We start from the raw sequence: 25,746 nt of genomic DNA, 5'->3' as shown, positions 1-25,746 counted from the left end.
TGTTAAGCCAGCCACGTTACTCGTGCGCGCCGTTAACGCGCAAGCCTTTCGTCATTTTTTAAGACTCGTACCCGATAAACGCCGTCCTCATCGCGCTTCGCGCCGTGAATATCGGTCTCAAACCCCGGGTAATGACGTCCTATGGAGCAGAGCATCAGCAGGAAGTCGAGCACCGCCCGGCTCTCCTCCGTGATCATCTCTCCTGGCATCAGCAGCGGTACCCCCGGCGGATAAGGGAGGATCATGTTGGCCGAAATCCGGCCCACCAGGTTCTCCAGTTCAATGGTTTCCACCTCACCTTTGATCTGGCGCTGCCAGGCATGATGCGGCGTCATTTTCATTTCCGGTAGGACGTCAAAGGCGCTGAGCATCAGCTGCGGCAGCTGGTGCTGGCGGATCAAGCGGTGGATCCCCTGCGCCAGATCCTGGATCCGCATATTGCGGTAGAAGTCGGGATCTTCGGCGTACAGATCCGGCAGCATATTCTTCACCCGCAGATTGAGATCGTAGGCACGCTTAAATTCGGTCAGGCCGCGCAGCAGCCCCATCGCCCGGGTTTTATCGATACCGATGCTAAAGAGGAACAGCAGGTTGTAGGGGCCCGTTTTCTCCACCACCACGCCCCGCTCGTCGAGGAACTTCGCCACCAGCGCCGCCGGGATCCCCTCTTCATCCATATTCCCCTGCTCGTCCATGCCCGGCGTCAGAATGGTGACCTTCACCGGATCGAGATACATATGATCCGCATCGGCATCTTTGAAACCGTGCCAGTCTTCGCCCGGCGCTACCGGCCAGCACTCGGCTTTATCCACCGCTTCCGGCTGCCAGATATCAAAGAACCAGCCGTCCGACTCTTCGCGCAGTCGCTGCACCTCTTTACGGAAGTCCAGCGCCCGCTCAATGGAGCGCTGGATCAGGCGCTTACCGGAGTTACCGCGCAGCATCGCCGCCGCGGTCTCAATCGACGCGACGATGGGGTAGCTCGGCGATGTAGAGGTATGCATCATAAAGGCTTCATTAAAGGTCTCTTCATCATAGTTGCCCTTAATGTGGATCAACGAGGCCTGCGACAGCGCGGCCAGCATCTTATGCGTCGACTGCGTCTCGAAGATGACTTTACCGGGGATCCGCTCACCGCTCATGCCGCTTTTCCCCTGATATATCGGATGGAAATGGGTATACGGCACCCAGGCGGAATCGAAATGGATCGACGGGACGTCGAGCGTCTCTTTAAGCCAGGTGGTGTTGTAGAGCAGGCCATCGTAGGTGGAGTTGGTGATCACCGCATGCACGGGCCACTGCGCCCCGCCCGTGTCGCGCACTTTCTGCTGAATACTGTCGCGGGTAAACTCGCGCCGGGGGATACCGCCGAGGATCCCCAGCGCGTTGCGGGTCGGCTTCAGCCACAGGGGAACCACATCGCTCATCATCAGCAGGTGGGCCAGCGATTTGTGACAGTTACGGTCAATCAGCAGCGTGCTGCCGGCGGGCGCCGAGTACATGCCGACAATTTTATTGGACGTTGAGGTACCGTTGGTCACCATATAGCTTTGCTCGGCGCCAAAGGCGCGAGCGATATACTCCTCCGCCTCCAGATGCGGGCCGGTATGATCCAGCAGGGAGCCCAGCTCGGTGACCGAAATCGAGACATCCGCCTTCAGCGTATTCCCGCCAAAAAAGTCATAGAACAGGCAGCCCACTGGGCTTTTCTGATAGGCGCTGCCGCCCATATGACCCGGCGTACAAAAGGTATATTTACCCTCCTGCACATAGTTAAACAGCGCGCGGGTAAACGGCGGGGTGATATTGTCCAGGTACTCGCGGGTATACTGCCCGATGCGGGTGGCGATCTCTTCGGAGAGTCCCAGCGCATATTCGAAGAACCACAGCGTCATGCGCAGATCCTGACTGCTGACATCCATCGTCGAGTGGGCATTAATAAAGGCGTACAGAGGCAGATATTCATTGAGCTGATTGATATCGCTGCACAGATCGACGCTGTACTCATCCCAGTCGAAGATCACGCCGCAGATGCGCGGGTTGTGCTCGATAAACTGCAGCAGGTCGGCGCTGTTTTGCGGCCAGATGGTCTGAAAGCCCTGGCGCTGCAGCGCCGCTTCCAGTTCTTTGATCGGCTCGTCTTTGTGATAGACGCCGTGAGGCCCCATGATGGCGATGATATTCACGCTTTCCTCCTGGTATTCACCTAAGTCCAGCATCATAGCAATCCCCTGGGCGCATCGCACATAAAAAAAGGGCCGGAAAATCCGGCCCTTAGTCTTTTGCGCTAGCGGAATACTTAGGCGTAACCGTAGCTCATCAGACGTTGATAGCGGCGGTTAAGCAGCTCTTCTTCGCTGAGAAGATCGAGATCGGCCAGGTCCGCCAGCAGCTGCGCTTTCAGGTTTGCCGCCATCGCTTCCGGGTTGCGGTGGGCGCCGCCCAGCGGTTCCGGAACGATAGAATCGATCAGCTTCAGCTCTTTCAGACGCGGGGCGATAATACCCATCGCTTCCGCAGCCAGCGGCGCTTTATCCGCGCTCTTCCACAGAATGGAGGCACAGCCTTCCGGCGAAATCACCGAATAGGTGCTGTACTGCAGCATGTTGACCTTGTCGCCCACGCCGATCGCCAGCGCGCCGCCGGAGCCGCCTTCGCCGATCACGGTGCAGATCACCGGCACGCTCAGACGCGACATTTCACGCAGATTGCGAGCGATCGCTTCCGACTGGCCGCGCTCTTCCGCGCCAACGCCCGGGTAGGCGCCCGGGGTGTCGATGAAGGTGATGATCGGCATTTTAAACCGCTCAGCCATCTCCATCAGGCGCAGCGCTTTGCGGTAGCCTTCCGGGGCCGGCATACCAAAGTTGCGACGAATTTTTTCTTTGGTTTCGCGACCTTTCTGGTGGCCAATGATCATCACCGGACGACCATCAAGACGCGCGATACCGCCGACAATCGCTTTATCGTCAGCGTAGGCACGGTCACCGGCCAGTTCGTCAAACTCGTCGAACGCCAGGCGGACATAATCCAGGGTGTAAGGACGGCGCGGGTGGCGCGCCAGTTGCGCAACCTGCCATGCACCGAGATCGGAGAAGATTTTGCGCGTCAGCTCTACGCTTTTCTCGCGCAGACGATGCACTTCTTCGTCGATGTTAATATCCAGTTTCTCATCCTGACGGCTTACCGCAGTCAGGGAATCGATTTTCGCTTCCAGCTCTGCAATCGGCTGTTCAAAATCTAGGAAATTCAGACTCATAGTATTCCTGTATTAGTCAAACTCCAGTTCCACCTGCTCCGAGCCGATAAGGCCACGCAGATCGTTGAGTAAACGATCGCTCGGAGAGACGCGCCATGTTGCGCCGAAACGCAACCGCGCGCGTGCATCCGCCCTCTGATAGTAGAGGTGCACTGGAATGGTTCCCGAACGGTGGGGTTCCAGAGACTGACGGAGTCGGTTTAAAAGCTGGTCATCAATTTGCCTGTCCGTCAGCGAGATAGCAAGCCCGCGAGCATATTTTTCCCGGGCTTCGTCAATGTCCATGACTTCACGGGCGGTCATTTTAAGCCCCCCGCTAAAGTCATCAAAGCTGACCTGTCCGCTGACGATAAGTATGCGGTCTTTTTCCAGCAACTGCTGATATTTATCCAGCGCGTCGGTGAATAACATCACTTCCAGCCGCCCGGAACGGTCATCCAGGGTACAGATGCCGATACGATTGCCGCGCTTGGTGACCATTACCCGCGCCGCAATCACCAGCCCCGCCGCCGTGGTCACTTTTCCACGATCGGTCGGATGCATGTCTTTGAGCCTCACGCCGCCGACGTAGCGCTCAATCTCTTTCAGATACTGGTTAATCGGGTGCCCGGTCAGGTACAGCCCCAGGGTCTCCCTTTCACCATCCAGCACCACCTGCTCAGGCCACGGCTGGCAGCTGGCGTAGGACTGTTCAATCTGCTCAGGCTCTTCCGCCAGTACGCCGAACATATCAGCCTGGCCGATGGCCTCGGCTTTGGCGTGCTGGTCGGCGGCTTTCAGCGCATCGCCCAGCGAATTCATCAGCGCCGCACGGTGCGGACCGAGACGATCGAACGCCCCGGACATAATCAGCTTTTCCAGCACGCGACGGTTGAGCTTTTTAATATCGGTCCGCGCGCAGAGGTCGAACAGCTCGCGGAAATAACCGCCGTTGTTGCGCGCCTCAATGATCGCTTCGATCGGCCCTTCGCCGACGCCCTTGATGGCGCCGATACCGTAGACGATCTCGCCGTCGTCGTTGACGTGGAAATGGTACAGGCCGGAGTTAATATCAGGCGGCAAAATTTTCAGCCCCATCCGCCAGCACTCGTCCACCAGGCCAACGACCTTCTCGGTGTTATCCATATCGGCGGTCATTACCGCCGCCATAAACTCAGCCGGATAGTGCGCCTTAAGCCATAGCGTCTGGTAAGAAACCAGCGCGTACGCGGCGGAGTGCGATTTGTTAAACCCGTAACCGGCGAATTTCTCCACCAGGTCAAAGATTTTCATCGCCAGTTCGCCGTCAATGCCGTTTTTCTTCGCCCCATCCTCAAAGATAGAACGCTGCTTGGCCATCTCCTCCGGCTTTTTCTTACCCATCGCGCGACGCAGCATATCCGCGCCGCCGAGGGTATACCCGGACAGCACCTGGGCAATCTGCATGACCTGTTCCTGATACAGGATGATGCCGTAGGTCGGCTCCAGCACCGGTTTCAGGCTTTCATGCTGCCACTGCACGTCCGGATACGAGATCTCTTCTCGGCCGTGCTTACGGTCGATAAAGTTATCTACCATCCCCGACTGCAGCGGGCCCGGGCGGAACAGGGCCACCAGAGCGATCATATCTTCGAAGCAGTCCGGCTGCAGGCGTTTAATCAGATCTTTCATGCCGCGCGATTCAAGCTGGAAGACCGCAGTGGTTTCCGAGCGCTGCAGCATGTCGAAGCTTTTCTTGTCATCCAGCGGGATGGCGGCGATATCCAGCGGCCCTTCACCGTTCTTCTCACGGCGCTTATTAATCATCTCCAGCGCCCAGTTAATGATAGTGAGCGTACGCAGACCGAGGAAGTCGAATTTCACCAGCCCGGCGTATTCCACGTCGTTCTTGTCAAACTGGGTAACCGGATGCAGCCCCTGCTCATCGCAATACAGCGGGGCGAAGTCGGTGATCTTGGTCGGTGCGATAACCACGCCGCCCGCATGCTTACCGGCGTTTCGCGTCACCCCTTCCAGCTTACGCGCCATGTCGATCAGCGCTTTCACTTCTTCGTCCGCCTCGTAGATCTCCGGCAGCTGCGGCTCGGCCTCGAAGGCTTTCGCCAGCGTCATGCCCGGATCGGGCGGCACCAGCTTGGAAATGCGGTCGACAAAGCCGTACGGGTGACCCAGCACGCGGCCCACATCCCGGATGACCGCTTTCGCCGCCATGGTACCGAAGGTGATGATCTGCGATACCGCGTCGCGGCCATACATATCCGCCACGTGCTCGATAACCTGGTCGCGTTTCTCCATGCAGAAGTCGACGTCAAAGTCGGGCATTGAGACACGCTCCGGGTTAAGGAAACGTTCGAACAGCAGGTCGAACTCCAGCGGGTCGAGATCGGTGATCTTCAGCGCGTAGGCCACCAGCGAACCGGCGCCGGAACCGCGGCCCGGGCCGACCGGCACACCGTTATCCTTCGACCACTGGATAAACTCCATCACGATCAGGAAGTAGCCGGGGAAGCCCATCTGGTTGATCACCTGCAGCTCGATATCCAGACGCTCGTCGTATTCCGGCCGGCGCTTCGCGCGCACTTCCGGATCCGGGAAGAGGAATTCCAGCCGCTCCTCCAGACCTTCTTTCGATTTCATCACCAGGAAATCTTCCGTGGTCATATCGCCGGTCGGGAACTGCGGCAGGAAATATTCGCCAAGCCGCACGGTGACGTTGCAGCGCTTGGCAATTTCAACGCTGTTTGCCAGCGCTTCCGGAATATCGGCGAACAGCTCGCACATCTCTTCCTCGCTGCGCATATATTGCTGCGGCGAGTAGTTGCGCGGCCGTTTCGGGTCGTCGAGGGTGAAGCCGTCGTGAATAGCGACGCGGATTTCATGGGCGTCAAAGTCGCCAGTGTCGAGGAAGCGGACATCGTTGGTCGCCACCACCGGCAGACCACGCGCTTCCGCCAGCGCCACGGCGGCATGAAGATAACTCTCTTCATCCTGACGACCGGTGCGGATCAGCTCCAGAAAATAGCGATCCGGGAAATGCTCTTCATAGAAGGCGACGCACTGCTCAACCAGCGGCATGTTGCCGCGGATCAGGCTGACGCCGACGTCGCCTTTACGGCCGCCGGAGAGCAGAATCAGCCCTTCCTGATGTTCCACCAGCCAGTCGCGATCGATCCACGGCCCCAGGGCGCCGTAGCCGCGCTGATAGGCGCGGGAAATCAGCAGAGTCAGGTTCTGGTAGCCGGTGTTATTCGCCGCCAGCACGGTCAGCTCGGTAAATTCGTCGCCGAGCAGGTCGCACTGCACGTGGAAATCGGCGCCGACGATCGGCTTAATCCCCGCGCCGTGTCCCGTCCCGTAGAACTTCACCAGCCCGCAGAGATTGGTGAAATCGGTGATCGCCAGCGCTGGCATGCCAAGCGAGGCCGCCTTCTTGACCAGCGGCCCGGTCTTTGCCAGCCCATCGATCATGGAATAGTCGCTGTGCACCCGCAGGTGTACGAAACGTGGTTCAGCCATCTTTAGATCCCGGTGACTTAGTTGGACGCCAGGCCCAGGGCACGCTTCACCGGGCCAAAACTGCGCCGGTGATGCTCTGTTGCGCCGTGTTCCTGCAGCTTCTGCAGGTGAACAGCGGTGGGATAGCCTTTATGCTGGGCAAATCCGTAGTGGGGAAATGCGAGGTCCAGCGTGGCCATTTCGGCGTCACGAGTGACTTTTGCCAGAATAGACGCTGCGCTGATTTCTGCTACCCGGCTGTCGCCTTTGACTACTGCCAGGGAGGGCATCGGTAGCGATGGGCAGCGGTTGCCATCAATCAGAACAAACTCGGGTACAATGCTCAGGCCGGCGACGGCGCGCTGCATCGCCAGCATAGTGGCATGCAGGATATTCAGCTCATCGATTTCGTGCGGCTCGGCGCGCCCCAGGCTCCAGCACAGCGCTTTCTCTTTAATCTCATCGAACAGCGCCAGACGACGCTTCTCGCTGAGTTTTTTGGAATCATTCAGACCCACAATCGGCTTCGCCGGATCGAGGATCACCGCCGCGGTCACCACCGCGCCAACCAGGGGGCCACGCCCGACCTCATCGACGCCGGCAACCAGATGGGTATGCGGATAGACGAACTCCATCATTGTTTTGCTAACTCCAGTACGGCGTCCGCCGCCTGCTCATCGGCGTTGCAGCGGATCTGCTGATGCAGCGCGCGGAATGTCTCATGCATCTCATGGCTGGTTTTGCCATCGGCCAGCAGCGGCTGCAGGGCGGCAGCCAGCGCCTGCGGCTCGCACTCATCCTGCAGCAGCTCTTTAACCAGCTCGCGCCCGGCCAGCAGGTTCGGCAACGAGACGTAGTCGGTTTTAACCAACCGCTTCGCCAGCCAGAAGGTGAACGGCTTCATGCGATAGCCAACCACCATCGGGCATTTCGCCAGCATACACTCCAGCGCCGCCGTCCCGGAGGCCAGCAGCGCGGCGTCGCTGGCGATCATCGCATCGCGCGCCTGGCCGTCCAGCATATGCACGATCATATCCGGCGCCGTCTCAGCTTTAATTCGCTCAAACTGCTCCCGCCGTTTAGCATTAACCAGCGGCACCACCACCTGCAGATCGGGATAGGTAGCCCGCAGAAGCTGCGCGGTTTTCAGAAAGTCCGCGCTGAGCATTTCGACTTCCGCGCCGCGGCTACCGGGCAACAGCGCCAGGCAACGCACGTCGTGCGGGATCCCTAACCGGTCGCGCGCGGCGCCTTTGTCAGGATCCAGCGGCATCGCATCCGCCATGGTATGGCCGATAAAGCGGCAGGGAACGTTAAATTTGTCATAAAACGCTTTTTCGAAAGGCAGAAAGGCCAGCACCAGATCGGTGGATCTGCCGATTTTGAAAACGCGTTTTTGTCGCCAGGCCCAGACCGATGGGCTGACGTAGTGAATGGTTTTGATGCCCTGCTTTTTCAGATTCCCTTCGAGGGTAATATTGAAGTCAGGGGCGTCGATACCGACGAAGACGTCGGGACGCAGCTCGCCGAAGCGGCGGGTCAAATCGGCGCGAATATGGAGTAAGCGACGCAGGCGACCGAGCACTTCAACAATACCCATCACCGCCAGCTCTTCCATTTCGTACCAGGCTTCACACCCTTCCGCCTGCATCAGCGGTCCCGCCACGCCGACAAAGCGCGCATTCGGGATGCGTGCTTTGAGGGCGCGGATGAGGCCGGCGCCAAGAATATCGCCGGAGGTTTCTCCGGCGACCAGGGCAATCGTCAGGGGACGCTGTTCAGCCATTAACGAATCAAGCCGCGGGTAGAGCGGGCAAAGAAATCGACAAACGGCTGAACTTCAGGATGCTGAGTCGCCAGTTCGGCGATCTCCGGCTTGGCTTCTTCCAGCGTCTTGCCGCTGCGGTACAGCAGTTTATACGCGTTGCGGATCGCGGTAATCGCTTCCCGGCTGAAGCCGCGGCGTTTCAGACCTTCGATATTGACGCCGAACGGCGTCGCATGGTTGCCCTGGGCAATCACGAACGGCGGAACGTCCTGCGCCACGCCGGAGCAGCCGCCAACCATAACGTGTGAGCCAATGACGCAGAACTGGTGCACCGCAGTCATGCCGCCGATAATGACATAATCATCCAGCGAAACATGGCCAGCGAGCGTCGCGTTATTGGCCAGGATGCAGCGATCGCCAAGCGTACAATCGTGCGCCACGTGGGCGTTGATCATCAGCAGGTTATCGTTGCCCACCTTTGTTAATCCACCGCCCTGTACTGTGCCGCGATGAATGGTGACGCTTTCGCGAATGCGGTTGCGATCGCCAATTTCCACCCGGGTTGGTTCGCCAGCATATTTCAGATCCTGGTTAACTTCGCCGATGGAAGCGAACTGATAGATCTCGTTGTCACGGCCGATTTTGGTGTGGCCGTTAACGACAACGTGAGACTTCAGTACGGTGCCTTCGCCGATTTCGACGTTGGCGCCAACAATACAAAACGGACCAATGTGGACGTTAGCGCCAATCACGGCGCCTTCTTCTACAATGGCGGTAGGATGAACAAAAGCGGTTTTATCAATCACGTATCAGGCCTCCCGGCTACGCGCACACATCATCGTCGCTTCGCAAACCACTTTACCGTCAACCAGCGCAACGCCTTTGAAACGGGTCAGGCCGCGGCGGGTTTTCTCGAAAGTGACTTCCATAATCATCTGATCGCCTGGTACTACCGGGCGTTTGAAACGTGCTTCATCGATACCCGCGAAGTAATACAGCTCGCCTGGTTCCAGTTTTCCAACGCTTTTGAATGCCAGAATCCCGGTGGCCTGCGCCATTGCTTCCAGAATCAGGACGCCCGGCAAAATCGGCTTACCAGGGAAATGCCCCTGGAAAAACGGCTCGTTTACAGAAACATTTTTTACTGCGCGCAGAAAACGACCTTCTTCAAAATCCAGCACGCGGTCTACCAGCAGGAACGGGTAACGGTGAGGCAGAAGTTCCAGAATCTCTTCAATGTGCAGAGTATGAGTGTCAGTAGTCAAAATACTCTTCCTGTCTAAATGTACTAAAAGGCAATAATAACACGGCCTGCGGCAATCTTTTAGCGAATGCAACAGGCCGGAAATGTCATGTGACCAAATGATGAATTAGTCTTGTTGATTAACCTTGCGCTCAATCGCTTTCAGGCGCTTGCTCATCTCGTCAATATTCATCACCAGCGCAGCGGTTTTACGCCACGCCTTGTTCGGCTGCAGCGGAATACCGGAGGAGTATACGCCAGGTTCGCTGATAGGACGCATCACCATCCCCATCCCCGTGACGGTGACCTTATCGCAGATTTCCATATGGCCGTTAATCACGCTGGCGCCGCCAATCATGCAGTAGCGGCCGATTTTCAGGCTGCCTGCCATGATGACACCGCCGGCAACCGCGGTATTGTCGCCAATCACCACGTTATGCGCAATCTGGCACTGGTTATCAATGATAACCCCGTTGCCAATCACGGTATCGTCCAGCGCGCCGCGGTCAATTGTGGTGCAGGCGCCGATCTCCACGCGATCGCCAATAATGACGCGACCCAGCTGCGGGATCTTCACCCAGTTGCCGCGATCGTTGGCGTAGCCGAAGCCATCCGCGCCGATCACCGTGCTGGACTGGATCAGGCAATTCTCGCCGATCTCAATCTCATGGTAAACGGTCACATTGGCCCACAAACGCGAGCCGGCGCCTATTTTCGTATTTTTCCCAACGAAGCAGCCTGCGCCGATGACCACGTTATCGCCCAGCTCTACCCCGGATTCGATAACGGCGTTGGCGCCGATGGCAACGTTGCTACCCAGCTTCGCCGTCGGATCGATAACCGCGCTCGGCGCGATATCCTGTGCCGGCTGCGGCGTGGTATCCAGAATTTGAGCCATGCGCGCATAGGTCAGGTAGGGATTACGCACTACCAGCGCGGCGCTATGGGCAAAAGGCAAATCATCCTGCGTCATCACAACGGCAGAAGCCTGGCAAGCGGCCAGGTGTTCACGGTACTTAGGGTTGACCATGAAAGTGATTTGGCCCGTTTTCGCGCTCTGCATGGACGCAACGCCGGTGATGACGATATCGCCATCACCGTGTAATTCTGCATCCAACTGCTGCGCAAGATCAGCCAGTCGAATTGAAGGCATTACTTATTTAACCTGTTTCAGCACATCAGCGGTGATGTCTTTTACATCGCTGCTGTTGTATGCAACGGCATTCGCGTCAACCACCAGATCGATGCTCTGATCTTTCGCTACGCTCTGTACGGCAGTCTGGATACGGGTCACCAGTTTGCCACGCTCTTCGTTGGAACGACGAGCGCGATCCTGTTCAAACGCCTGCGCTTTCTGGGAGAAGGTCTGGCGCTGAGCCATCACGTCTTTTTCCAGTTTGGTACGATCGGCGCCCGGCTTCATGGACTGCAGACGCTGCATTTTAGACTGCAGGTCGCCTTCCATACGCTGCAGTTCGCTAGCGCGGCCTTTGAACTCGTTTTCCAGCGTGTTGGAAACGCCAGTTTTCTGGGCAACCTGTTGGAACAGGCTGTTCATGTTCACCAGGGCAATTTTATCTGCCGCCTGAGCGGAAGTTACCATTGCCAAACCCAGACCTGCAGCTAATAACCACTTTTTCACAATAAACTCCTTACCATCCCATGAGTACCCAGGGGTACCGTTATTTGCGTGGCGAGGCGATAAACGCGTTATCGCCTACGGTCAGCGCTATACTGCACTTGCATTCCGTTGCCGCCAACAATTACCAGGTTTTACCAATGTTAAACTGGAACTGTTCGGCTTTGTCTCCATCGTACTTTTTGAACGGTTGGGCGTAGGAGAAGACCAACGGCCCCAACGGCGACATCCACTGCACGGCAATACCCGCAGACATACGGATGTTGCTCGGATCGCTGTAATCCGGATATCCAGCGTACGCGTTCGAATCCCAGTGAGTATCCCATACGGTACCCATATCCCAGAAGAAGGAAGTCCGGACCGAGTTCGCATATTTGTCACTAATAAACGGCGTCGGGGTAATCAGCTCCAGGCTGGCCACCGCCATGGCGTTACCGCCCACCGCATCATCGGATTTACACGGTGCGGATTCGGTGCTCTTACAGTCGTTGGTATAGCCGCTGTCGCCATCATGACGGCTGCTCGACGGGAAGTACACCGCCTTCGGACCAATGGTGTTCGACTGGAAGCCACGCACGGTGCTGGAGCCACCTGCATAGAAGTTCTCATAGAACGGCATCTCTTTGCCGCCGATACCATCGCCATAGCCAAAGCGGGTACGACCCAGCACCACCCATTCATGATCGTTGTCGATCGGCACATAGGTGGCGGTATCCAACGTCGCTTTGTAGTATTCGTTGTCCGAACCCGGAATGGTCACTTTACCGTTCAGGTTGACGCGCGAACCTTCGGTTGGGAAGAAGCCGCGGTCAAGCTTGTTATAGGTCCAACCGTAGTTGAAGGTGAAGTCATTCGCACTGAACGAGTTCCGGTCGTTGGTGTTGTCCGGATACTGGCCCATCGAGTTCAGGTAACGCCACATCGCCACCTGCGGCTGCATATTGGACAGGGAGTTATGCACATACCCGACGCCCGCGCGCAGCGTGTTGTATTCGTTGACCGGGAAGCCCAGCGTGACGTCTGTACCATAGCTTTTGTTGGTATAGTCAGACAGATCCGCATCGTTCGCGTCAAAGTCATTATAGAAGATACGACCGCCGAGGCTCACACCGTCTACGGTGAAGTACGGGTTGGTCACCGACAGCTCGGTATAGGTCTGGTAGTCGTTTTTGGTGCCGTTGATCCCGACAGCATAGCCAGTACCTAACCAGTTATCCTGCTGAACGCCCGCCTGGAAGCTGACGCCGCTCTCGGTACCGTAACCGATACCGAAGTTGAAGCTACCGGTGTTACGCTCTTTCACCTTGTAGACTACGTCGACCTGGTCCGGACTGCCTGGTACGCGCTGGGTATCGGTATCGACCGTTTCGAAGAAGCCTAAACGGTTGAGACGGTCTTTACCCTGATCGACGAGGTCGCTGCCCAGCCACGCGCCTTCCATCTGGCGCATTTCGCGGCGCAGAACGGCGTCTTTGGAGGTGTCATTGCCTTCGAAGCGAATTTTACGCACGTAATAGCGGTTGCCCGCGTCGACGTTGACGTGCAGCTTAACGGTTTTATCGCTGTCGTTGATCTCCGGCTGCGACTGTACGCGCGGGTAGGCGTAACCATAACGACCCAACAGTTTCTTGATGTCGTTTTCCATCTTGGTCACTTTCGCGCCGTTATACAGTTCACCCGGCTCGACTTTGGTCAGCGCTTCGATTTCCGCGGAATGGCCGGCGAGGTTGCCCGACACCTGTACCCCGGAAAACTTGTACTGATCGCCTTCGGTGATGTTGACGGTGATATAGATCCCTTTCTTATCCGGCGTCAGGCTGACCTGGGTAGAATCAATGTTGAAACGGGCATAGCCGCGATCCAGGTAGTAGCTGCGCAGGGTTTCAAGGTCGCCCGCCAGTTTCTGCTTCTGGTATTTACGGTCGCCGACCACGTTCCACCACGGCACTTCATCGCGCAGCTGGAAGTGGGAGATCAGCTCATCAGTCGAAAACGCATGGTTGCCGACGATGTTGATCTGCTGAATTTTAGCGGAGACGCCTTCCTGGAAGACCAGTTTCAGGTCGACACGGTTACGCGGCAGCGGGGTAACGACCGCTTTGACGCTGGCGCTGTATTTACCGACGCTGTAGTAGAAATCCTCGAGGCCCTTCTCGATATCCGCGATGGTCGTGCGGTCAAGCGACTCGCCCACCCGAACGCCAGAGGCCTCAAGGTTCTGCTTGAGCATGTCATCTTTCACCGACTTGTTGCCGGAGAAGGTGATGCTGGCGATCGTCGGACGCTCTTTCACCTGCACCAGCAGGGTATCACCATCGCGCAGGACGCGGACGTCCTCGAAGTTGCCAGTGGCAAACAGCGCGCGAATAGTGTTACTGATATCATCGTCGGTCACCGTATCGCCAGGACGCACTGGCATACTGAGGAGGGCCGCACCAACAGCGACACGCTGCAAGCCTTCGAAATGAATGTCCTTCACCACGAACCCTTCAGCACCGTATACAGTCGCGCTGCTAAACAGCAGCGACGCTATGAGCAACTTTTTCATCGCCATCGTTATTATGCGTTCTTCCTAACAAACTCTCTTATAACCGAGAGAAATCATTGAAAAGTGCAAGCCCCATTAACAGCACCAGCAGTATTGAGCCAATGCGATAACTAAAGTCTTGAACTCGCTCGGATACCGGCCCGCCCTTCAGCTTTTCAATCGCCAAAAACAGCAGATGTCCCCCATCCAGTACGGGTAGTGGGAACAGGTTGATGATTCCGAGGTTCACGCTAATCAGCGCAAGGAACATCAGATAATAAATCAACCCAAACTCCGCTGACATTCCAGCCCCCTGAGCGATAGAGATCGGCCCACTGAGGTTGTTCAGTTTGACATCACCGGTTATCAATTTACCCAGCATCCTGACCGTCAGCGACATCAGCTGCCAGGTTTTATCCGTGGCTTCAGCGATGGCGGCAAACGGTCCGTACTGACGTACTGTCTTGTATTCTTCAGGCAGCGGGATGACCTTTGGCACCACCCCTGCGAACCCTTCTGCCTTACCTTTCACCGTTTTTGCATCCGGCGTCAGGGTTAACGGCAGCGCACTCCCCTGCCGTTCAATCTCCAGCGCCAGCGCTTTGCCCGGATTATCGCGCACCAGATTAACAAACGTCATCCACTGCGTTAACGGTTGACCATCGACTTTAACGATCCGGTCGCCCGCTTGCAAACCTGCTTTCTGCGCTGCCGAGCCCGCCTGGACCTCCGCCAGCACCGTATCAATCTGCGCGCTGCGCGGCTGGATCCCCAGCGACGTGACGGGATCTTGCTTGTCTGGCTCAAACGCCCAGTGCCGCAGATCGACGATTTTATCCTGGCGCTGATTAGTCCCGAAAGGGGCGACGGTAAGTATTGTTTGCGGGTTGCCGATTTTGGCCACCAGCTGCAGACGCACCGCATCCCAATCAGGCGTTTCGATACCATCTATCGCTTTAAGTTCCGTTCCTTTTGCAATTTGTGCTTGCGCGGCAACCGAATTGGGCGTTATTTCACCCACTACCGGACGGACCCCAGGAACGCCGATGATGAAGACCAGCCAGTAGGCAAAGATAGCGAAAAGGAAATTAGCGATGGGACCGGCGGCAATGACCGCCGCGCGCTGGCCGACGGTTTTATTATTGAACGCATAGTGGCGCATCTCCGGCGCCACCGCTTCAACACGCTCATCCAGCATCTTGACGTAGCCGCCCAGCGGGATCAGGGCAATGACGAACTCCGTACCCTGCTTATCCATCCGCCGCCACAACGCTTTGCCGAAGCCGATAGAAAAACGCTCAACCCGAATACCGCAGCGACGCGCTACCCAAAAATGGCCAAACTCATGCACCGTAATCAGTACGCCAAGCGCAATGATAAAAGCTGCCAGATTCCAGAGCACGCTCAGCATATCACCTTCCGTCAAATCGTCCTGAAGACCAACAGTAGCAGACAGGCGAAGACCGGCACCGCCGCCGTGAGGCTGTCGATACGATCGAGAATACCGCCGTGTCCGGGAATCAAGTGCCCGCTGTCCTTAATGCCGGCCTCGCGCTTAAACATACTTTCCGTCAGATCGCCCAGCACCGAAGCCAGGGCGGCTACTACCGAACAGACCAGCAGCACCGTTGGCGTAACGTCAAGATGGGCCCACACCCCGTAGGCCCAGGAGATCACCGCCGCGGTCAGCAAACCGCCAAAAAAGCCCTGCCAGGTTTTTCCCGGCGAAACCTTCGGCGCCAGCTTGTGCTTGCCAAACATTTTACCAAACATATAGGCGCCGGAATCCGCGCCCCAGACCAGAATCATCACGTACAGGAGCCACAGCGCACCGCTGTAATGGTTATCGGTATAGTGCCAGGCGCGTAGCGCCAGCATGCCCCAGAAAAACGGGACAATGGTCAGGATACCGAAGATGAGGCGCAGCACTTTAGAGTGACGCCAGAATGCCGCCGACGCCGGATAAGAGAGCACCAGCAGCAGCGCGACGATCCACCAGACGAAAGAGGCCCACAGCGAGCCTTCAACCATCGGTTGATGAACGTCATAATGGTATTCCGGCAGCAGAAACAGCATCGCCGCCAGCAGAAGGCCGCACAACACCGCCAGCCAGACCCGCTGCGACGTCGAGGTGAAACCACTCAGTTGCCCCCACTCCCATGCGGCGAGCATACAGACCACCAGGGTCACGATAGCAAACCCCATAGGCGGCAATAAAAACAGCGCCGCAATGACGACGGGGATTAAGACGAAAGCAGATATCAGGCGATACTTCAGCAAAAGTGACCCCCATCAGGCATGACTGCCACCCGGCTCAGTGCCGCCGAAACGACGCTCTCGATTAACAAAGGCATGGAGTGCACCTTCAAAGTCCTGTTCAGCAAAATCGGGCCAAAGAACATCCGTAAAGTAAAGTTCGGCATAGGCAATTTGCCAAATCAGAAAATTACTTATTCGGTGCTCTCCCCCGGTCCTAATAACTAAATCTACGGGAGCCAGTTCATGCATGCAGACCTGCTGACTCAGCATGTCTTCCGTGATCTGCTCAGGCAGCAGCGTCCCGTCCTGTACCTGTTTCGCCAGCAAACGAACGCCCTGGGTAATATCCCAGCGACCGCCGTAATTGGCCGCAATATTCAGCGTTAAGCCGGTATTGTTCGCGGTCAGCGCTTCCGCTTTGCGGATACGCTCCTGCAGGCGCGCATTGAAGCGCGTGGTGTCGCCAATAATCCGCAAACGCACATTGTGTCGGTGCAGGCTTTTGACTTCGCTATCCAGCGCCCAGACGAACAGCTCCATCAGCGCACTGACTTCCTGAGCCGGACGGTTCCAGTTTTCGCTGCTGAACGCGTATAACGTTAACGCCTCAATCCCATTATTCGCCGCGAAAGAGACCGCGCGACGCACGGATTTCGCACCGGCCTTGTGCCCGAAAGCGCGAATTTTACCTTGCCGTTTCGCCCAACGGCCGTTGCCATCCATAATAATGGCGACATGACGGCAGCCATGTGTGGGCGATATTTCGCTGACAGTTTGATTAGCAGACAACATCACGCGTTTTAAGTCCATAATAAGGATTAACTAGCCACCAAACAGAGGCCACCGGGCCGCGCTGGATACGCATTTTTATCCGGTGCCGGGGCTGCAGCCAATCGCAGAGAACAACCAAAAGCTTTACGCAAAAAAGCCGTGTTTTGCCACGGCCACCGTAATCTTTAACAACAAAATGCAACGATCGGGTGGCGCAGACTATATCACTGAAGCTTTGCGCCCACAAATATCACCGCGTTACGCCTGGGTGACCAACCGTTTCAGCTGTTGATGAGCAACCGCGCGGGCCTCAGCGTCGATAACCAGAACGTCATCAATGCTTTGCGGCTCCTGCAGGTTCATCTTATCCAGCACAGTCTGGTTAACCGCCGCAATATCGGTAAAGCGGATATCGCCATGCAGAAACGCGGCAACCGACTCTTCATTGGCCGCATTCAGCGTGGTGGTCGCCGCCTGGCCGACGTCAAACGCCTCCATCGCCAGCTTCAGGCACGGATACCGCGTATAGTCTGGCGCGGAGAAGCTCAGATTGCTCAGCTGGCAGAAGTCCAGCGGCTTAGCGCCGGAGTTAAGCCGCTGCGGCCAGCCCATGGTATGGGCGATCGGCGTGCGCATATCCGGCTCCCCAAGCTGCGCCAGCACGCTGCCGTCCTGATAGCGAACCATCGAGTGGATCACCGACTGCGGATGGATAAGGACCTCCATCTGCCGGGCTGAGGCGTTAAACAGCCAGCGCGCTTCAATATATTCCAGGCCTTTGTTCATCATCGTGGCGGAGTCAACGGAGATCTTGCGTCCCATCGACCAGTTAGGATGACGGCAGGCCTGATCCGGCGTCATCGCCGCCAGATCAGCTACCGCTGTCTCACGGAAAGGCCCGCCCGAGCCGGTCAGCAGGATGGATGAAACGCCATTCTGCGCCAGGTCAGCGTATCCCAGATGCTGCTGAATTGTCTCCGGCATACTCTGAAAAATCGCGTTATGTTCGCTATCGACCGGCAGCAATCGCGCCCCCGACCGTTGAACCGCCTCCATGAACAAGCGACCGCAGGTCACCAGCGACTCTTTATTCGCTAACAACACCGTTTTCCCGGCGCGGATCGCCGCCAGCGTCGGCACCAGCCCCGCCGCGCCGACGATAGCCGCCATCACCTGATCGACCTCCTCCAGCGCTGCGACCTCTGCCGCCGCCTGCTGGCCGCTCAGCACCTCGGTACGGCAGCCATGTTCCTGCAGACGGGTGCGCAATCGCTCAGCGCTTTGCGCATCGTCCATCACGGCGTAACGGGGGGTAAATTCAAGGCATTGTTCAACCATACGGTCAACGTTTTTCCCCGCGACCAGCGCGGCGACGGAAAAGCGACCGGGATTATGGCGCACCACGTCCAGCGTGCTACAGCCAATGGAGCCGGTCGAACCGAGAACGGTTAATTGCTTCATGAGACGTCCAGAAGAGTGGAAACAGAATAAAAAGCAAAACGCCGCCAGCAAGCCCCTACGCAGCAATTATCAGGGATAAGACGGCGGCATTAGGCCTTCAACTTAGCGCTAAAGGCTACAAGGCCAGCGGTCGCAACGCAATCCCGAGAATTGAGCGTACAGTCTTCTGTACGGCGTTTCGGATTTTACTCAGACCAGACGCTGTCAGGCCCGAGTAAGGGCAGAGCATCAGAACTGCATCAGTTCTGCTTCTTTGTCTGCCAGCGCCGCGTCAACTTTCTTGATGGCGGCGTCAGTCATTTTCTGCACGTCGTCCTGAGAACGGCGATCGTCATCTTCGCTGATCTCTTTCTCTTTCAGCAGCGCTTTGACTTTGTCGTTGGCGTCGCGGCGAACGTTACGTACGGCAACGCGCGCCTGCTCAGCTTCACCACGCACGATCTTGGTCAGATCTTTACGACGCTCTTCGGTCAGCGGCGGCAACGGAACACGAATATCGCTGCCGGCAGAGCTTGGGTTCAGACCGAGGTCGGACGCCATGATCGCTTTTTCAACGGCCGCGGACATAGAACGGTCAAAGACGTTGATTTTCAGGGTACGGGAGTCTTCGACGGTGACGCTGGCCAGCTGGCGCAGCGGGGTCGGCGTACCGTAGTATTCAACAACAATCCCGTCCAGCAGGCTCGGAGAAGCACGACCCGTGCGAATTTTGCTGATTTGGTTTTTGAATGCTTCGACGCATTTTTCCATGCGGATTTCAGCATCTTTTCTGATATCGCTAATCACGTTACGAATCCTTGAAAGCTTGTCTCAGTCAGACCAGACGGGGCACCCGTCGGAAAATGAGCTAAGTATAGTCAGATTTAATGAAAATCACCGGGTAATATCCCCGCGAAAGTAAAGCGGAATATTACCCGGATTTGGCGCTGACGGGAATTATTCCGTGATCAATGTGCCTTCTTTTTCGCCCATCACCACGCGACGCAGGGCGCCAGGTTTGTTCATGTTGAAGACGCGAATCGGCAATTTATGGTCACGCGCCAGGGTGAAGGCCGCCAGATCCATCACTTTCAGCTCTTTTTCCAGCACTTCGCTGTAGGTCAGCTGATCGTACATCGTGGCGGAAGGATCTTTGGCCGGATCAGCGGTGAATACGCCGTCAACCTTGGTGGCTTTCAGCACCACATCGGCTTCAATTTCAATACCGCGCAGGCAGGCTGCGGAATCGGTGGTAAAGAACGGGTTGCCGGTACCCGCGGAAAGGATCACCACGCGGTTGTTGCGCAGCAGGCTGATCGCCTCTGCCCAGCTGTAGTTGTCGCACACGCCGTTCAGCGGAATGGCGGACATCAGACGAGCGTTCACATAGGCGCGGTGGAGCGCATCGCGCATCGCGAGGCCATTCATAACCGTTGCCAGCATGCCCATGTGGTCGCCCACAACGCGGTTCATACCCGCTTTCGCCAGACCAGCACCACGGAACAGGTTACCGCCACCAATTACTACGCCAACCTGAATACCCAGCTCAACCAGCTCTTTGATCTCCTGAGCCATGCGGTCAAGTATGCTTGCATCAATACCGAAGCCTTCTGAGCCCTGCAGCGCTTCGCCACTTAATTTCAGCAGAATACGTTTGTAGACGGGTTTTGCATTGGTAGCCATGTTTCTTTCCTGAGACTGTCAACGAATGAGATGTGAGAATTCCGGCGACATTGTATGTCGCATTTCAGCGCGGTCACTATAAGCAGTTGGCTGAATTTACAAAATGGGCGCAAAAAGAAGCCGCCCTCAGGCGGCTCCTTGTAAAAATTAAGACTGCTTGGACATCGCAGCAACTTCTGCTGCAAAGTCAGTCTCAACTTTCTCGATGCCTTCGCCCACTTCAAAGCGGATGAAGCCAGTCACGTCAGCGTTGTGCTCTTTCAGCAGCTGACCAACAGATTTGCTCGGCTCCATGACGAAAGGCTGACCAGTCAGAGAAACTTCGCCGGTGAATTTCTTCATGCGGCCTTCAACCATTTTCTCTGCGATTTCTTTCGGCTTACCGGACTGCATCGCGATGTCCAGCTGAACCTGGTACTCTTTCTCTACCACTTCAGCAGACACGTCTTCCGGCTTAACGAATTCCGGCTTGCTTGCAGCAACGTGCATTGCCAGCTGCTTAACCAGCTCTTCGTCAGCGCCTTTAGCGGCAACCAGAACGCCGATGCGCGCACCGTGCTGGTAGCTGCCCAGAACGTCGCCTTCCAGAACAGCGATACGACGGATGTTGATGTTCTCACCGATTTTAGCAACCAGGGCAACACGTTCTTCTTCGAACTGCGCTTTCAGAACTTCAACGTCGGAGATTTTACCCGCAACAGCGGCGTCCAGTACTTTGTCAGCAAATGCCTGGAAACCACCATCTTTAGCAACGAAGTCAGTCTGGCAGTTAACTTCCAGAATGTAACCGTAGTTGCCTTCGATTTTGGTTTTGATCACGCCGTCAGCAGCCACGTTGCCTGCTTTCTTCGCCGCTTTGATCGCGCCGGATTTACGCATGTTTTCGATTGCCAGCTCGATGTCGCCATTCGCTTCAGTCAGCGCTTTTTTGCAATCCATCATGCCTGCGCCAGTACGTTCGCGCAGCTCTTTTACCAGGGAAGCGGTAATTTCAGCCATTCTAAAATCCTCGGGAGATGTGGATACTGCCCGGCCAACGGCCAAACAGCGTAAATTGAAAAAAGGGGCCGATAATGGGCCCCTATTCATACACGGTACTAATAAGGGCTTAAACCTTATTATTCAGCTTCTACGAAGCTTTCTTCCGCCTGAGAAGCCAGGTCCTGAGAGCGACCTTCACGAACGGTAGCAGCAACAGCGCCCAGGTACAGGCTTACTGCGCGGATTGCATCGTCGTTACCCGGGATAACGAAGTCTACGCCGTCCGGATCAGAGTTGGTATCAACGATAGCAAATACCGGGATGCCCAGGTTGTTTGCTTCTTTGATAGCGATGTGCTCGTGGTCAGCGTCGATTACGAACAGTGCGTCCGGCAGGCCGCCCATGTCTTTGATACCGCCCAGGCTGTTTTCCAGCTTGTCCAGCTCACGAGTACGCATCAGCGCTTCTTTCTTGGTCAGCTTGTCGAAAGTACCGTCCTGGGACTGAGTTTCCAGGTCTTTCAGACGTTTGATGGACTGACGAACGGTTTTCCAGTTAGTCAGCATACCGCCCAGCCAGCGATGGTTCACGAAGAACTGGTCGCAGCTCAGAGCAGCGTCTTTTACCGCTTCGCTTGCAGCGCGCTTAGTACCAACGAAAAGGATTTTACCTTTACGAGCAGCGATCTTGTTCAGTTCAGCCAGAGCGTCGTTGAACATCGGTACGGTTTTCTCAAGGTTGATGATGTGAACTTTGTTACGCGCACCGAAGATGAACGGCTTCATTTTCGGGTTCCAGTAACGGGTCTGGTGACCGAAGTGAACACCAGCCTTGAGCATGTCGCGCATGGAAACAGTTGCCATGTTTAAAACCTCTATAGATTAAATTGGGGTTATGCCTCCACGTATCCCATATTACCGACCCCAAAGGGCACCCCGGAATATGTGCCGATACGTGTGTGTTGTTACACAAAGTGAGATTTGTCGCTCCCGCCCATCCTGTGTATCTGAGATGGAACGGAAGTCCGGCGCGCTTTATACCACAAAATCCACCCAGACACCAACTCTTGTTGACGTCACGTGCTGTTAATGATTCTCAGTTTGGCACCAGCCTGCCCGGACTGTTACCATTGACAGGACTTACTCTATTATTGTCGAAAATATCGACACTGCTGGACATACTCCATGGCTATCTCTATTAAGACATCTGAAGATATTGAAAAAATGCGCGTTGCTGGTCGCCTGGCCGCTGAAGTGCTGGAAATGATCGAACCCTGGGTTAAACCGGGCGTCAGCACTGGCGAACTGGACCGCATCTGTAACGACTATATCGTTAACGAGCAGAAGGCCATTTCCGCCTGCCTCGGCTATCACGGCTATCCGAAATCCGTCTGCATTTCGGTCAACGAAGTGGTCTGTCACGGTATCCCTGACGACGGCAAACTGCTGAAAGATGGCGATATCGTGAATATCGACGTGACCGTCATTAAAGATGATTTCCATGGCGATACCTCCAAAATGTTTATCGTCGGCAAACCGACGATTCTCGGCGAGCGCCTGTGCCGCATCACTCAGGAAAGCCTGTACCTGGCGCTGAAGATGGTGAAGCCGGGCATCAATCTGCGCACCATCGGCGCGGCGATCCAGAAATATGTTGAAGCGGAAGGGTTCTCCGTGGTTCGCGAATACTGCGGTCACGGCATCGGCCGCGGCTTCCATGAAGAGCCGCAGGTGCTGCACTACGACTCGCCGGAAACCAACGTCGTGCTCAAACCAGGCATGACCTTTACCATCGAGCCGATGGTCAACGCCGGTAAAAAAGAGATCCGCAGCATGAAAGACGGCTGGACGGTGAAAACTAAAGACCGGAGCTTGTCTGCGCAGTATGAGCATACTATTGTGGTGACAGACAACGGCTGCGAAATTCTGACGCTACGTAAGGATGACACCATCCCGGCGATAATCTCGCACGATGAATGATGAAAAGCCGGCGCCCGCCGGCTTTTTTATTAGATAGTTTTTTCTTATGGTGACGCGATGAGCAACTCATTACCTGACACAGCCTCCCCTCTTCTGCCCATCCCGCCGGAACATCCGGTAAGCTGGCCGCAAAGCGATCTGAACTGTGCTGCAATAAAGGCGCACATCGATACCTTTCAGCACTGGCTGGGCGAGGCGTTTGACGCCGGTATCGCCGCGGAGCTGCTCATTGCGGCGCGCACCGAATTTATCGACCAGCTGCTGCAGCGGTTGTGGATCGCCAGTGGATTCGAATCCGTCTGCGACCTGGCGCTGGTGGCCGTCGGCGGCTACGGTCGCGGCGAGCTGCATCCGCTTTCTGACGTCGATCTGCTGATCCTCAGCCGCAAAAAGCTGCCGGACGACCAGGCGCAAAAGGTCGGCGAACTGCTGACGCTGCTGTGGGACGTCAAACTGGAGGTAGGCCATAGCGTACGCACTCTCGAAGAGTGTCTGCTGGAAGGGCTTTCAGATCTCACCGTCGCCACGAACTTAATCGAATCGCGCCTGCTGATCGGCGACGTCGCGCTGTTCCTTGAGCTGCAAAAACATATTTTTAGCGACGGCTTCTGGCCATCAGAAAAGTTCTTCGCCGCCAAGGTCGAAGAGCAGAACGTCCGTCATCAGCGTTATCACGGCACCAGCTATAACCTCGAGCCGGACGTGAAAAGCAGCCCCGGCGGCCTGCGCGATATCCATACGCTACAGTGGGTGGCTCGCCGCCATTTCGGCGCCACCTCAATGGATGAGATGGTCGGCTTCGGCTTTCTGACCGAAGCCGAGCGCAATGAGCTCAACGAGTGTCTGCATCAACTGTGGCGTATCCGCTTCGCGCTGCATCTCGAACTCACTCGCTATGACAACCGCCTGCTTTTCGACCGCCAGCTCAGCGTCGCCCGCCGGCTCGGCTATGAAGGCGACGGCAACCAGCCGATTGAGCATATGATGAAGGACTTCTTCCGCGTCACCCGCCGGGTGAGCGAGCTGAACCAGATGCTGCTGCAGCTGTTTGAAGAGGCCATCCTTGCGCTGACCGAGGATGAAAAACCGCGCCCGATCGATGATGACTTCCAGCTGCGCGGCACGCTGATCGATCTGCGTGACGATACGCTGTTTATTCGCGAGCCGCAGGCCATTCTGCGCATGTTTTATATTATGGTGCGCAACAGCACCATCACCGGCATCTACTCCACGACGTTGCGCCATCTGCGCCACGCCCGCCGCCATCTGACCCAGCCGCTGTGCTATATCCCGGAGGCGCGCACGCTCTTTCTCAGCATGCTGCGCCATCAGGGAGCAGTGAGTCGCGGACTGCTGCCGATGCATCGTCACAGCGTGCTGTGGGCCTATATGCCGCAGTGGTCCCATATCGTCGGCCAGATGCAGTTCGACCTGTTTCACGCCTATACCGTCGATGAACACACCATCCGCGTGATGCTCAAGCTGGAGAGTTTTGCTAAAGAAGAGACTCGTAGCCGCCACCCGCTGTGCGTGGAGCTATGGCCGCGCTTAACGCACCCGGAGCTGATTTTAATCGCCGCCCTGTTCCACGACATCGCCAAAGGGCGCGGCGGCGACCACTCGATCCTCGGCGCGCAGGATGTGCTGAAGTTTGCCGAGCTGCACGGGCTGAACTCCCGGGAAACGCAGCTGGTCGCCTGGCTGGTGCGTCACCACTTGCTGATGTCGGTCACCGCCCAGCGGCGCGATATTCAGGATCCGGAGGTGATTAAGCAGTTCGCCGAGGAAGTGCAAACGGAAAATCGCCTGCGCTATCTGGTGTGTCTGACCGTCGCCGATATCTGCGCCACCAACGAAACCCTGTGGAACAGCTGGAAGCAGAGCCTGCTGCGCGAACTCTATTTCGCCACTGAAAAACAGCTGCGTCGCGGCATGCAAAGCACCCCGGACATGCGCGAACGCGTGCGTCACCATCAATTGCAGGCGCTGGCCCTGCTGCGGATGGACAATATTAATGAAGAGGCGCTGCATCAGATCTGGAACCGCTGCCGCGCCAACTATTTCGTGCGACATACGCCGACGCAGCTCGCCTGGCACGCCCGCAACCTGCTGCGCCACGATCTGAATAAGCCGATGATCCTCCTGAGCTCGCAGGCCACCCGCGGCGGAACGGAGATTTTTATCTGGAGCCCGGATCGCCCTTACCTGTTCGCCGCGGTGTGTGGCGAACTGGACCGTCGCAACCTCAGCGTCCACGATGCGCAGATCTTCACCACCCGCGACGGTATGGCGATGGACACCTTTATTGTCCTCGAACCCGACGGCAGTCCGCTGTCCGCCGATCGCCACGAAGCGATCCGCCAGGGTCTGGAGCAGACCATCACGCAGCGCAGTTGGGAACCCCCGGCGCCCCGTCGTCAGGCGGCAAAACTGCGTCATTTCTCGGTGGACACCGAGGTAAATTTCCTGCCGACCCATACCGATCGGAAATCGTTTCTCGAGCTGATAGCCCTTGACCAGCCCGGGCTGCTCGCCCGTGTCGGTCAGGTATTCGCCGACCTCGGAATTTCGCTTCACGGGGCGCGAATTACGACAATTGGTGAGCGAGTAGAAGATTTATTTATAATCGCTACCGCCGACCGGCGTGCCCTTAATAATGAGCTGCAACAAGAAGTGCAACAACGGTTGACAGCGGCCCTCAATCCAAACGATAAAGGGTGACG

General features: G+C 56.6%; 20 protein-coding genes. 2 read left to right on the top strand and 18 right to left on the bottom strand.

What is annotated here, in order from left to right; all coding sequences use genetic code 11:
* Positions 1-32 precede the first annotated feature (32 nt).
* The 18 genes from ACQUTP_RS18505 to rpsB form a co-directional block, all read right to left on the bottom strand.
* Positions 33-2,186 carry a lysine decarboxylase LdcC gene (locus ACQUTP_RS18505; RefSeq protein WP_004204462.1) on the bottom strand — a complete coding sequence of 718 codons (2,154 nt, stop codon included), beginning with the start codon at positions 2,184-2,186 and terminating at the stop codon, positions 33-35.
* A 113-nt stretch (positions 2,187-2,299) separates the two neighbouring features.
* Positions 2,300-3,259 (bottom strand): acetyl-CoA carboxylase carboxyl transferase subunit alpha, encoded by a 960-nt coding sequence (gene accA, locus ACQUTP_RS18500; protein WP_004204460.1) that lies wholly within the window; start codon positions 3,257-3,259, stop codon positions 2,300-2,302.
* Between the two features lie 12 nt (positions 3,260-3,271).
* A complete protein-coding gene (dnaE, locus tag ACQUTP_RS18495) occupies positions 3,272-6,754 on the bottom strand; it encodes a DNA polymerase III subunit alpha (RefSeq protein ID WP_017900653.1) in 3,483 nt (1,160 codons plus the stop codon).
* Positions 6,755-6,771: 17 nt separating this feature from the next.
* Positions 6,772-7,371 carry a ribonuclease HII gene (rnhB, locus tag ACQUTP_RS18490; RefSeq protein ID WP_004204458.1) on the bottom strand — a complete coding sequence of 200 codons (600 nt, stop codon included), beginning with the start codon at positions 7,369-7,371 and terminating at the stop codon, positions 6,772-6,774.
* Positions 7,368-8,519 (bottom strand): lipid-A-disaccharide synthase, encoded by a 1,152-nt coding sequence (gene lpxB / locus ACQUTP_RS18485; RefSeq protein WP_023292050.1) that lies wholly within the window; start codon positions 8,517-8,519, stop codon positions 7,368-7,370. The genes rnhB and lpxB overlap by 4 nt, the downstream gene beginning before the upstream one ends.
* Positions 8,519-9,307 carry an acyl-ACP--UDP-N-acetylglucosamine O-acyltransferase gene (lpxA, locus tag ACQUTP_RS18480; protein ID WP_004204455.1) on the bottom strand — a complete coding sequence of 263 codons (789 nt, stop codon included), beginning with the start codon at positions 9,305-9,307 and terminating at the stop codon, positions 8,519-8,521. Before lpxA ends, lpxB begins: the two co-directional genes overlap by 1 nt.
* Positions 9,308-9,310: 3 nt before the next feature.
* On the bottom strand, positions 9,311-9,766 hold the full coding sequence (gene fabZ / locus ACQUTP_RS18475) for a 3-hydroxyacyl-ACP dehydratase FabZ (protein ID WP_004145858.1): 456 nt from the start codon (positions 9,764-9,766) through the stop codon (positions 9,311-9,313).
* Positions 9,767-9,871: 105 nt separating this feature from the next.
* A complete protein-coding gene (gene lpxD, locus ACQUTP_RS18470; protein ID WP_032452898.1) occupies positions 9,872-10,897 on the bottom strand; it encodes a UDP-3-O-(3-hydroxymyristoyl)glucosamine N-acyltransferase in 1,026 nt (341 codons plus the stop codon).
* Between the two features lie 3 nt (positions 10,898-10,900).
* The gene (gene skp / locus ACQUTP_RS18465; protein WP_002889325.1) at positions 10,901-11,386 is read right to left on the bottom strand and encodes a molecular chaperone Skp; all 486 of its coding nucleotides are present in this window, start codon (positions 11,384-11,386) and stop codon (positions 10,901-10,903) included.
* 121 nt (positions 11,387-11,507) lie between these two features.
* The gene (gene bamA, locus ACQUTP_RS18460; RefSeq protein WP_285755729.1) at positions 11,508-13,937 is read right to left on the bottom strand and encodes an outer membrane protein assembly factor BamA; all 2,430 of its coding nucleotides are present in this window, start codon (positions 13,935-13,937) and stop codon (positions 11,508-11,510) included.
* A 31-nt stretch (positions 13,938-13,968) separates the two neighbouring features.
* The gene (rseP, locus tag ACQUTP_RS18455; protein WP_004204451.1) at positions 13,969-15,321 is read right to left on the bottom strand and encodes a sigma E protease regulator RseP; all 1,353 of its coding nucleotides are present in this window, start codon (positions 15,319-15,321) and stop codon (positions 13,969-13,971) included.
* Between the two features lie 11 nt (positions 15,322-15,332).
* Positions 15,333-16,190, bottom strand: a complete 858-nt coding sequence (gene cdsA, locus ACQUTP_RS18450; RefSeq protein ID WP_004204449.1) for a phosphatidate cytidylyltransferase — start codon at positions 16,188-16,190, stop codon at positions 15,333-15,335.
* A 12-nt stretch (positions 16,191-16,202) separates the two neighbouring features.
* Positions 16,203-16,961 carry a (2E,6E)-farnesyl-diphosphate-specific ditrans,polycis-undecaprenyl-diphosphate synthase gene (ispU, locus tag ACQUTP_RS18445; RefSeq protein WP_002889316.1) on the bottom strand — a complete coding sequence of 253 codons (759 nt, stop codon included), beginning with the start codon at positions 16,959-16,961 and terminating at the stop codon, positions 16,203-16,205.
* 237 nt (positions 16,962-17,198) lie between these two features.
* Positions 17,199-18,401, bottom strand: coding sequence for a 1-deoxy-D-xylulose-5-phosphate reductoisomerase (gene ispC / locus ACQUTP_RS18440; protein ID WP_065697333.1), 1,203 nt, complete (start codon positions 18,399-18,401; stop codon positions 17,199-17,201).
* A gap of 228 nt (positions 18,402-18,629) precedes the next feature.
* Entirely contained in the window at positions 18,630-19,187 is a 558-nt protein-coding gene (frr, locus tag ACQUTP_RS18435; RefSeq protein WP_002889308.1) for a ribosome recycling factor, read from the bottom strand.
* A 150-nt stretch (positions 19,188-19,337) separates the two neighbouring features.
* A complete protein-coding gene (gene pyrH / locus ACQUTP_RS18430; protein WP_002889306.1) occupies positions 19,338-20,063 on the bottom strand; it encodes a UMP kinase in 726 nt (241 codons plus the stop codon).
* Between the two features lie 147 nt (positions 20,064-20,210).
* Positions 20,211-21,062, bottom strand: a complete 852-nt coding sequence (gene tsf / locus ACQUTP_RS18425; RefSeq protein WP_004151930.1) for a translation elongation factor Ts — start codon at positions 21,060-21,062, stop codon at positions 20,211-20,213.
* A gap of 119 nt (positions 21,063-21,181) precedes the next feature.
* Positions 21,182-21,907 carry a 30S ribosomal protein S2 gene (rpsB, locus tag ACQUTP_RS18420; RefSeq protein ID WP_004204447.1) on the bottom strand — a complete coding sequence of 242 codons (726 nt, stop codon included), beginning with the start codon at positions 21,905-21,907 and terminating at the stop codon, positions 21,182-21,184.
* Between the two features lie 321 nt (positions 21,908-22,228).
* Between rpsB and map the strand changes: the two genes are divergently transcribed.
* Positions 22,229-23,023, top strand: coding sequence for a type I methionyl aminopeptidase (gene map, locus ACQUTP_RS18415; RefSeq protein ID WP_004204446.1), 795 nt, complete (start codon positions 22,229-22,231; stop codon positions 23,021-23,023).
* 57 nt (positions 23,024-23,080) lie between these two features.
* Positions 23,081-25,744, top strand: a complete 2,664-nt coding sequence (gene glnD / locus ACQUTP_RS18410) for a bifunctional uridylyltransferase/uridylyl-removing protein GlnD (RefSeq protein WP_032455578.1) — start codon at positions 23,081-23,083, stop codon at positions 25,742-25,744.
* The last annotated feature ends 2 nt before the right edge of the window (positions 25,745-25,746 follow it).

It is taken from the genome of Klebsiella sp. 2-CIP_Kleb. (assembly GCF_050378715.1).
GTDB classification, from domain to species: domain Bacteria; phylum Pseudomonadota; class Gammaproteobacteria; order Enterobacterales; family Enterobacteriaceae; genus Klebsiella; species Klebsiella quasipneumoniae.
This window is presented reverse-complemented; position numbering and strand designations above follow the sequence as displayed.

Excerpts from the sequence above, each read along its gene's own strand:
- rnhB (WP_004204458.1), bottom strand. The coding sequence starts at position 7,371 with ATGATGGAGTTCGTCTATCCGCATACCCATCTGGTTGCCGGCGTCGAT.
- ispC (WP_065697333.1), bottom strand. The coding sequence starts at position 18,401 with ATGAAGCAATTAACCGTTCTCGGTTCGACCGGCTCCATTGGCTGTAGC.
- pyrH (WP_002889306.1), bottom strand. The coding sequence starts at position 20,063 with ATGGCTACCAATGCAAAACCCGTCTACAAACGTATTCTGCTGAAATTA.
- accA (WP_004204460.1), bottom strand. The coding sequence starts at position 3,259 with ATGAGTCTGAATTTCCTAGATTTTGAACAGCCGATTGCAGAGCTGGAA.
- dnaE (WP_017900653.1), bottom strand. The coding sequence starts at position 6,754 with ATGGCTGAACCACGTTTCGTACACCTGCGGGTGCACAGCGACTATTCC.
- map (WP_004204446.1), top strand. The coding sequence starts at position 22,229 with ATGGCTATCTCTATTAAGACATCTGAAGATATTGAAAAAATGCGCGTT.
- rpsB (WP_004204447.1), bottom strand. The coding sequence starts at position 21,907 with ATGGCAACTGTTTCCATGCGCGACATGCTCAAGGCTGGTGTTCACTTC.
- rseP (WP_004204451.1), bottom strand. The coding sequence starts at position 15,321 with ATGCTGAGCGTGCTCTGGAATCTGGCAGCTTTTATCATTGCGCTTGGC.
- tsf (WP_004151930.1), bottom strand. The coding sequence starts at position 21,062 with ATGGCTGAAATTACCGCTTCCCTGGTAAAAGAGCTGCGCGAACGTACT.
- bamA (WP_285755729.1), bottom strand. The coding sequence starts at position 13,937 with ATGGCGATGAAAAAGTTGCTCATAGCGTCGCTGCTGTTTAGCAGCGCG.
- ispU (WP_002889316.1), bottom strand. The coding sequence starts at position 16,961 with ATGTTGTCTGCTAATCAAACTGTCAGCGAAATATCGCCCACACATGGC.
- lpxD (WP_032452898.1), bottom strand. The coding sequence starts at position 10,897 with ATGCCTTCAATTCGACTGGCTGATCTTGCGCAGCAGTTGGATGCAGAA.
- glnD (WP_032455578.1), top strand. The coding sequence starts at position 23,081 with ATGAGCAACTCATTACCTGACACAGCCTCCCCTCTTCTGCCCATCCCG.
- lpxB (WP_023292050.1), bottom strand. The coding sequence starts at position 8,519 with ATGGCTGAACAGCGTCCCCTGACGATTGCCCTGGTCGCCGGAGAAACC.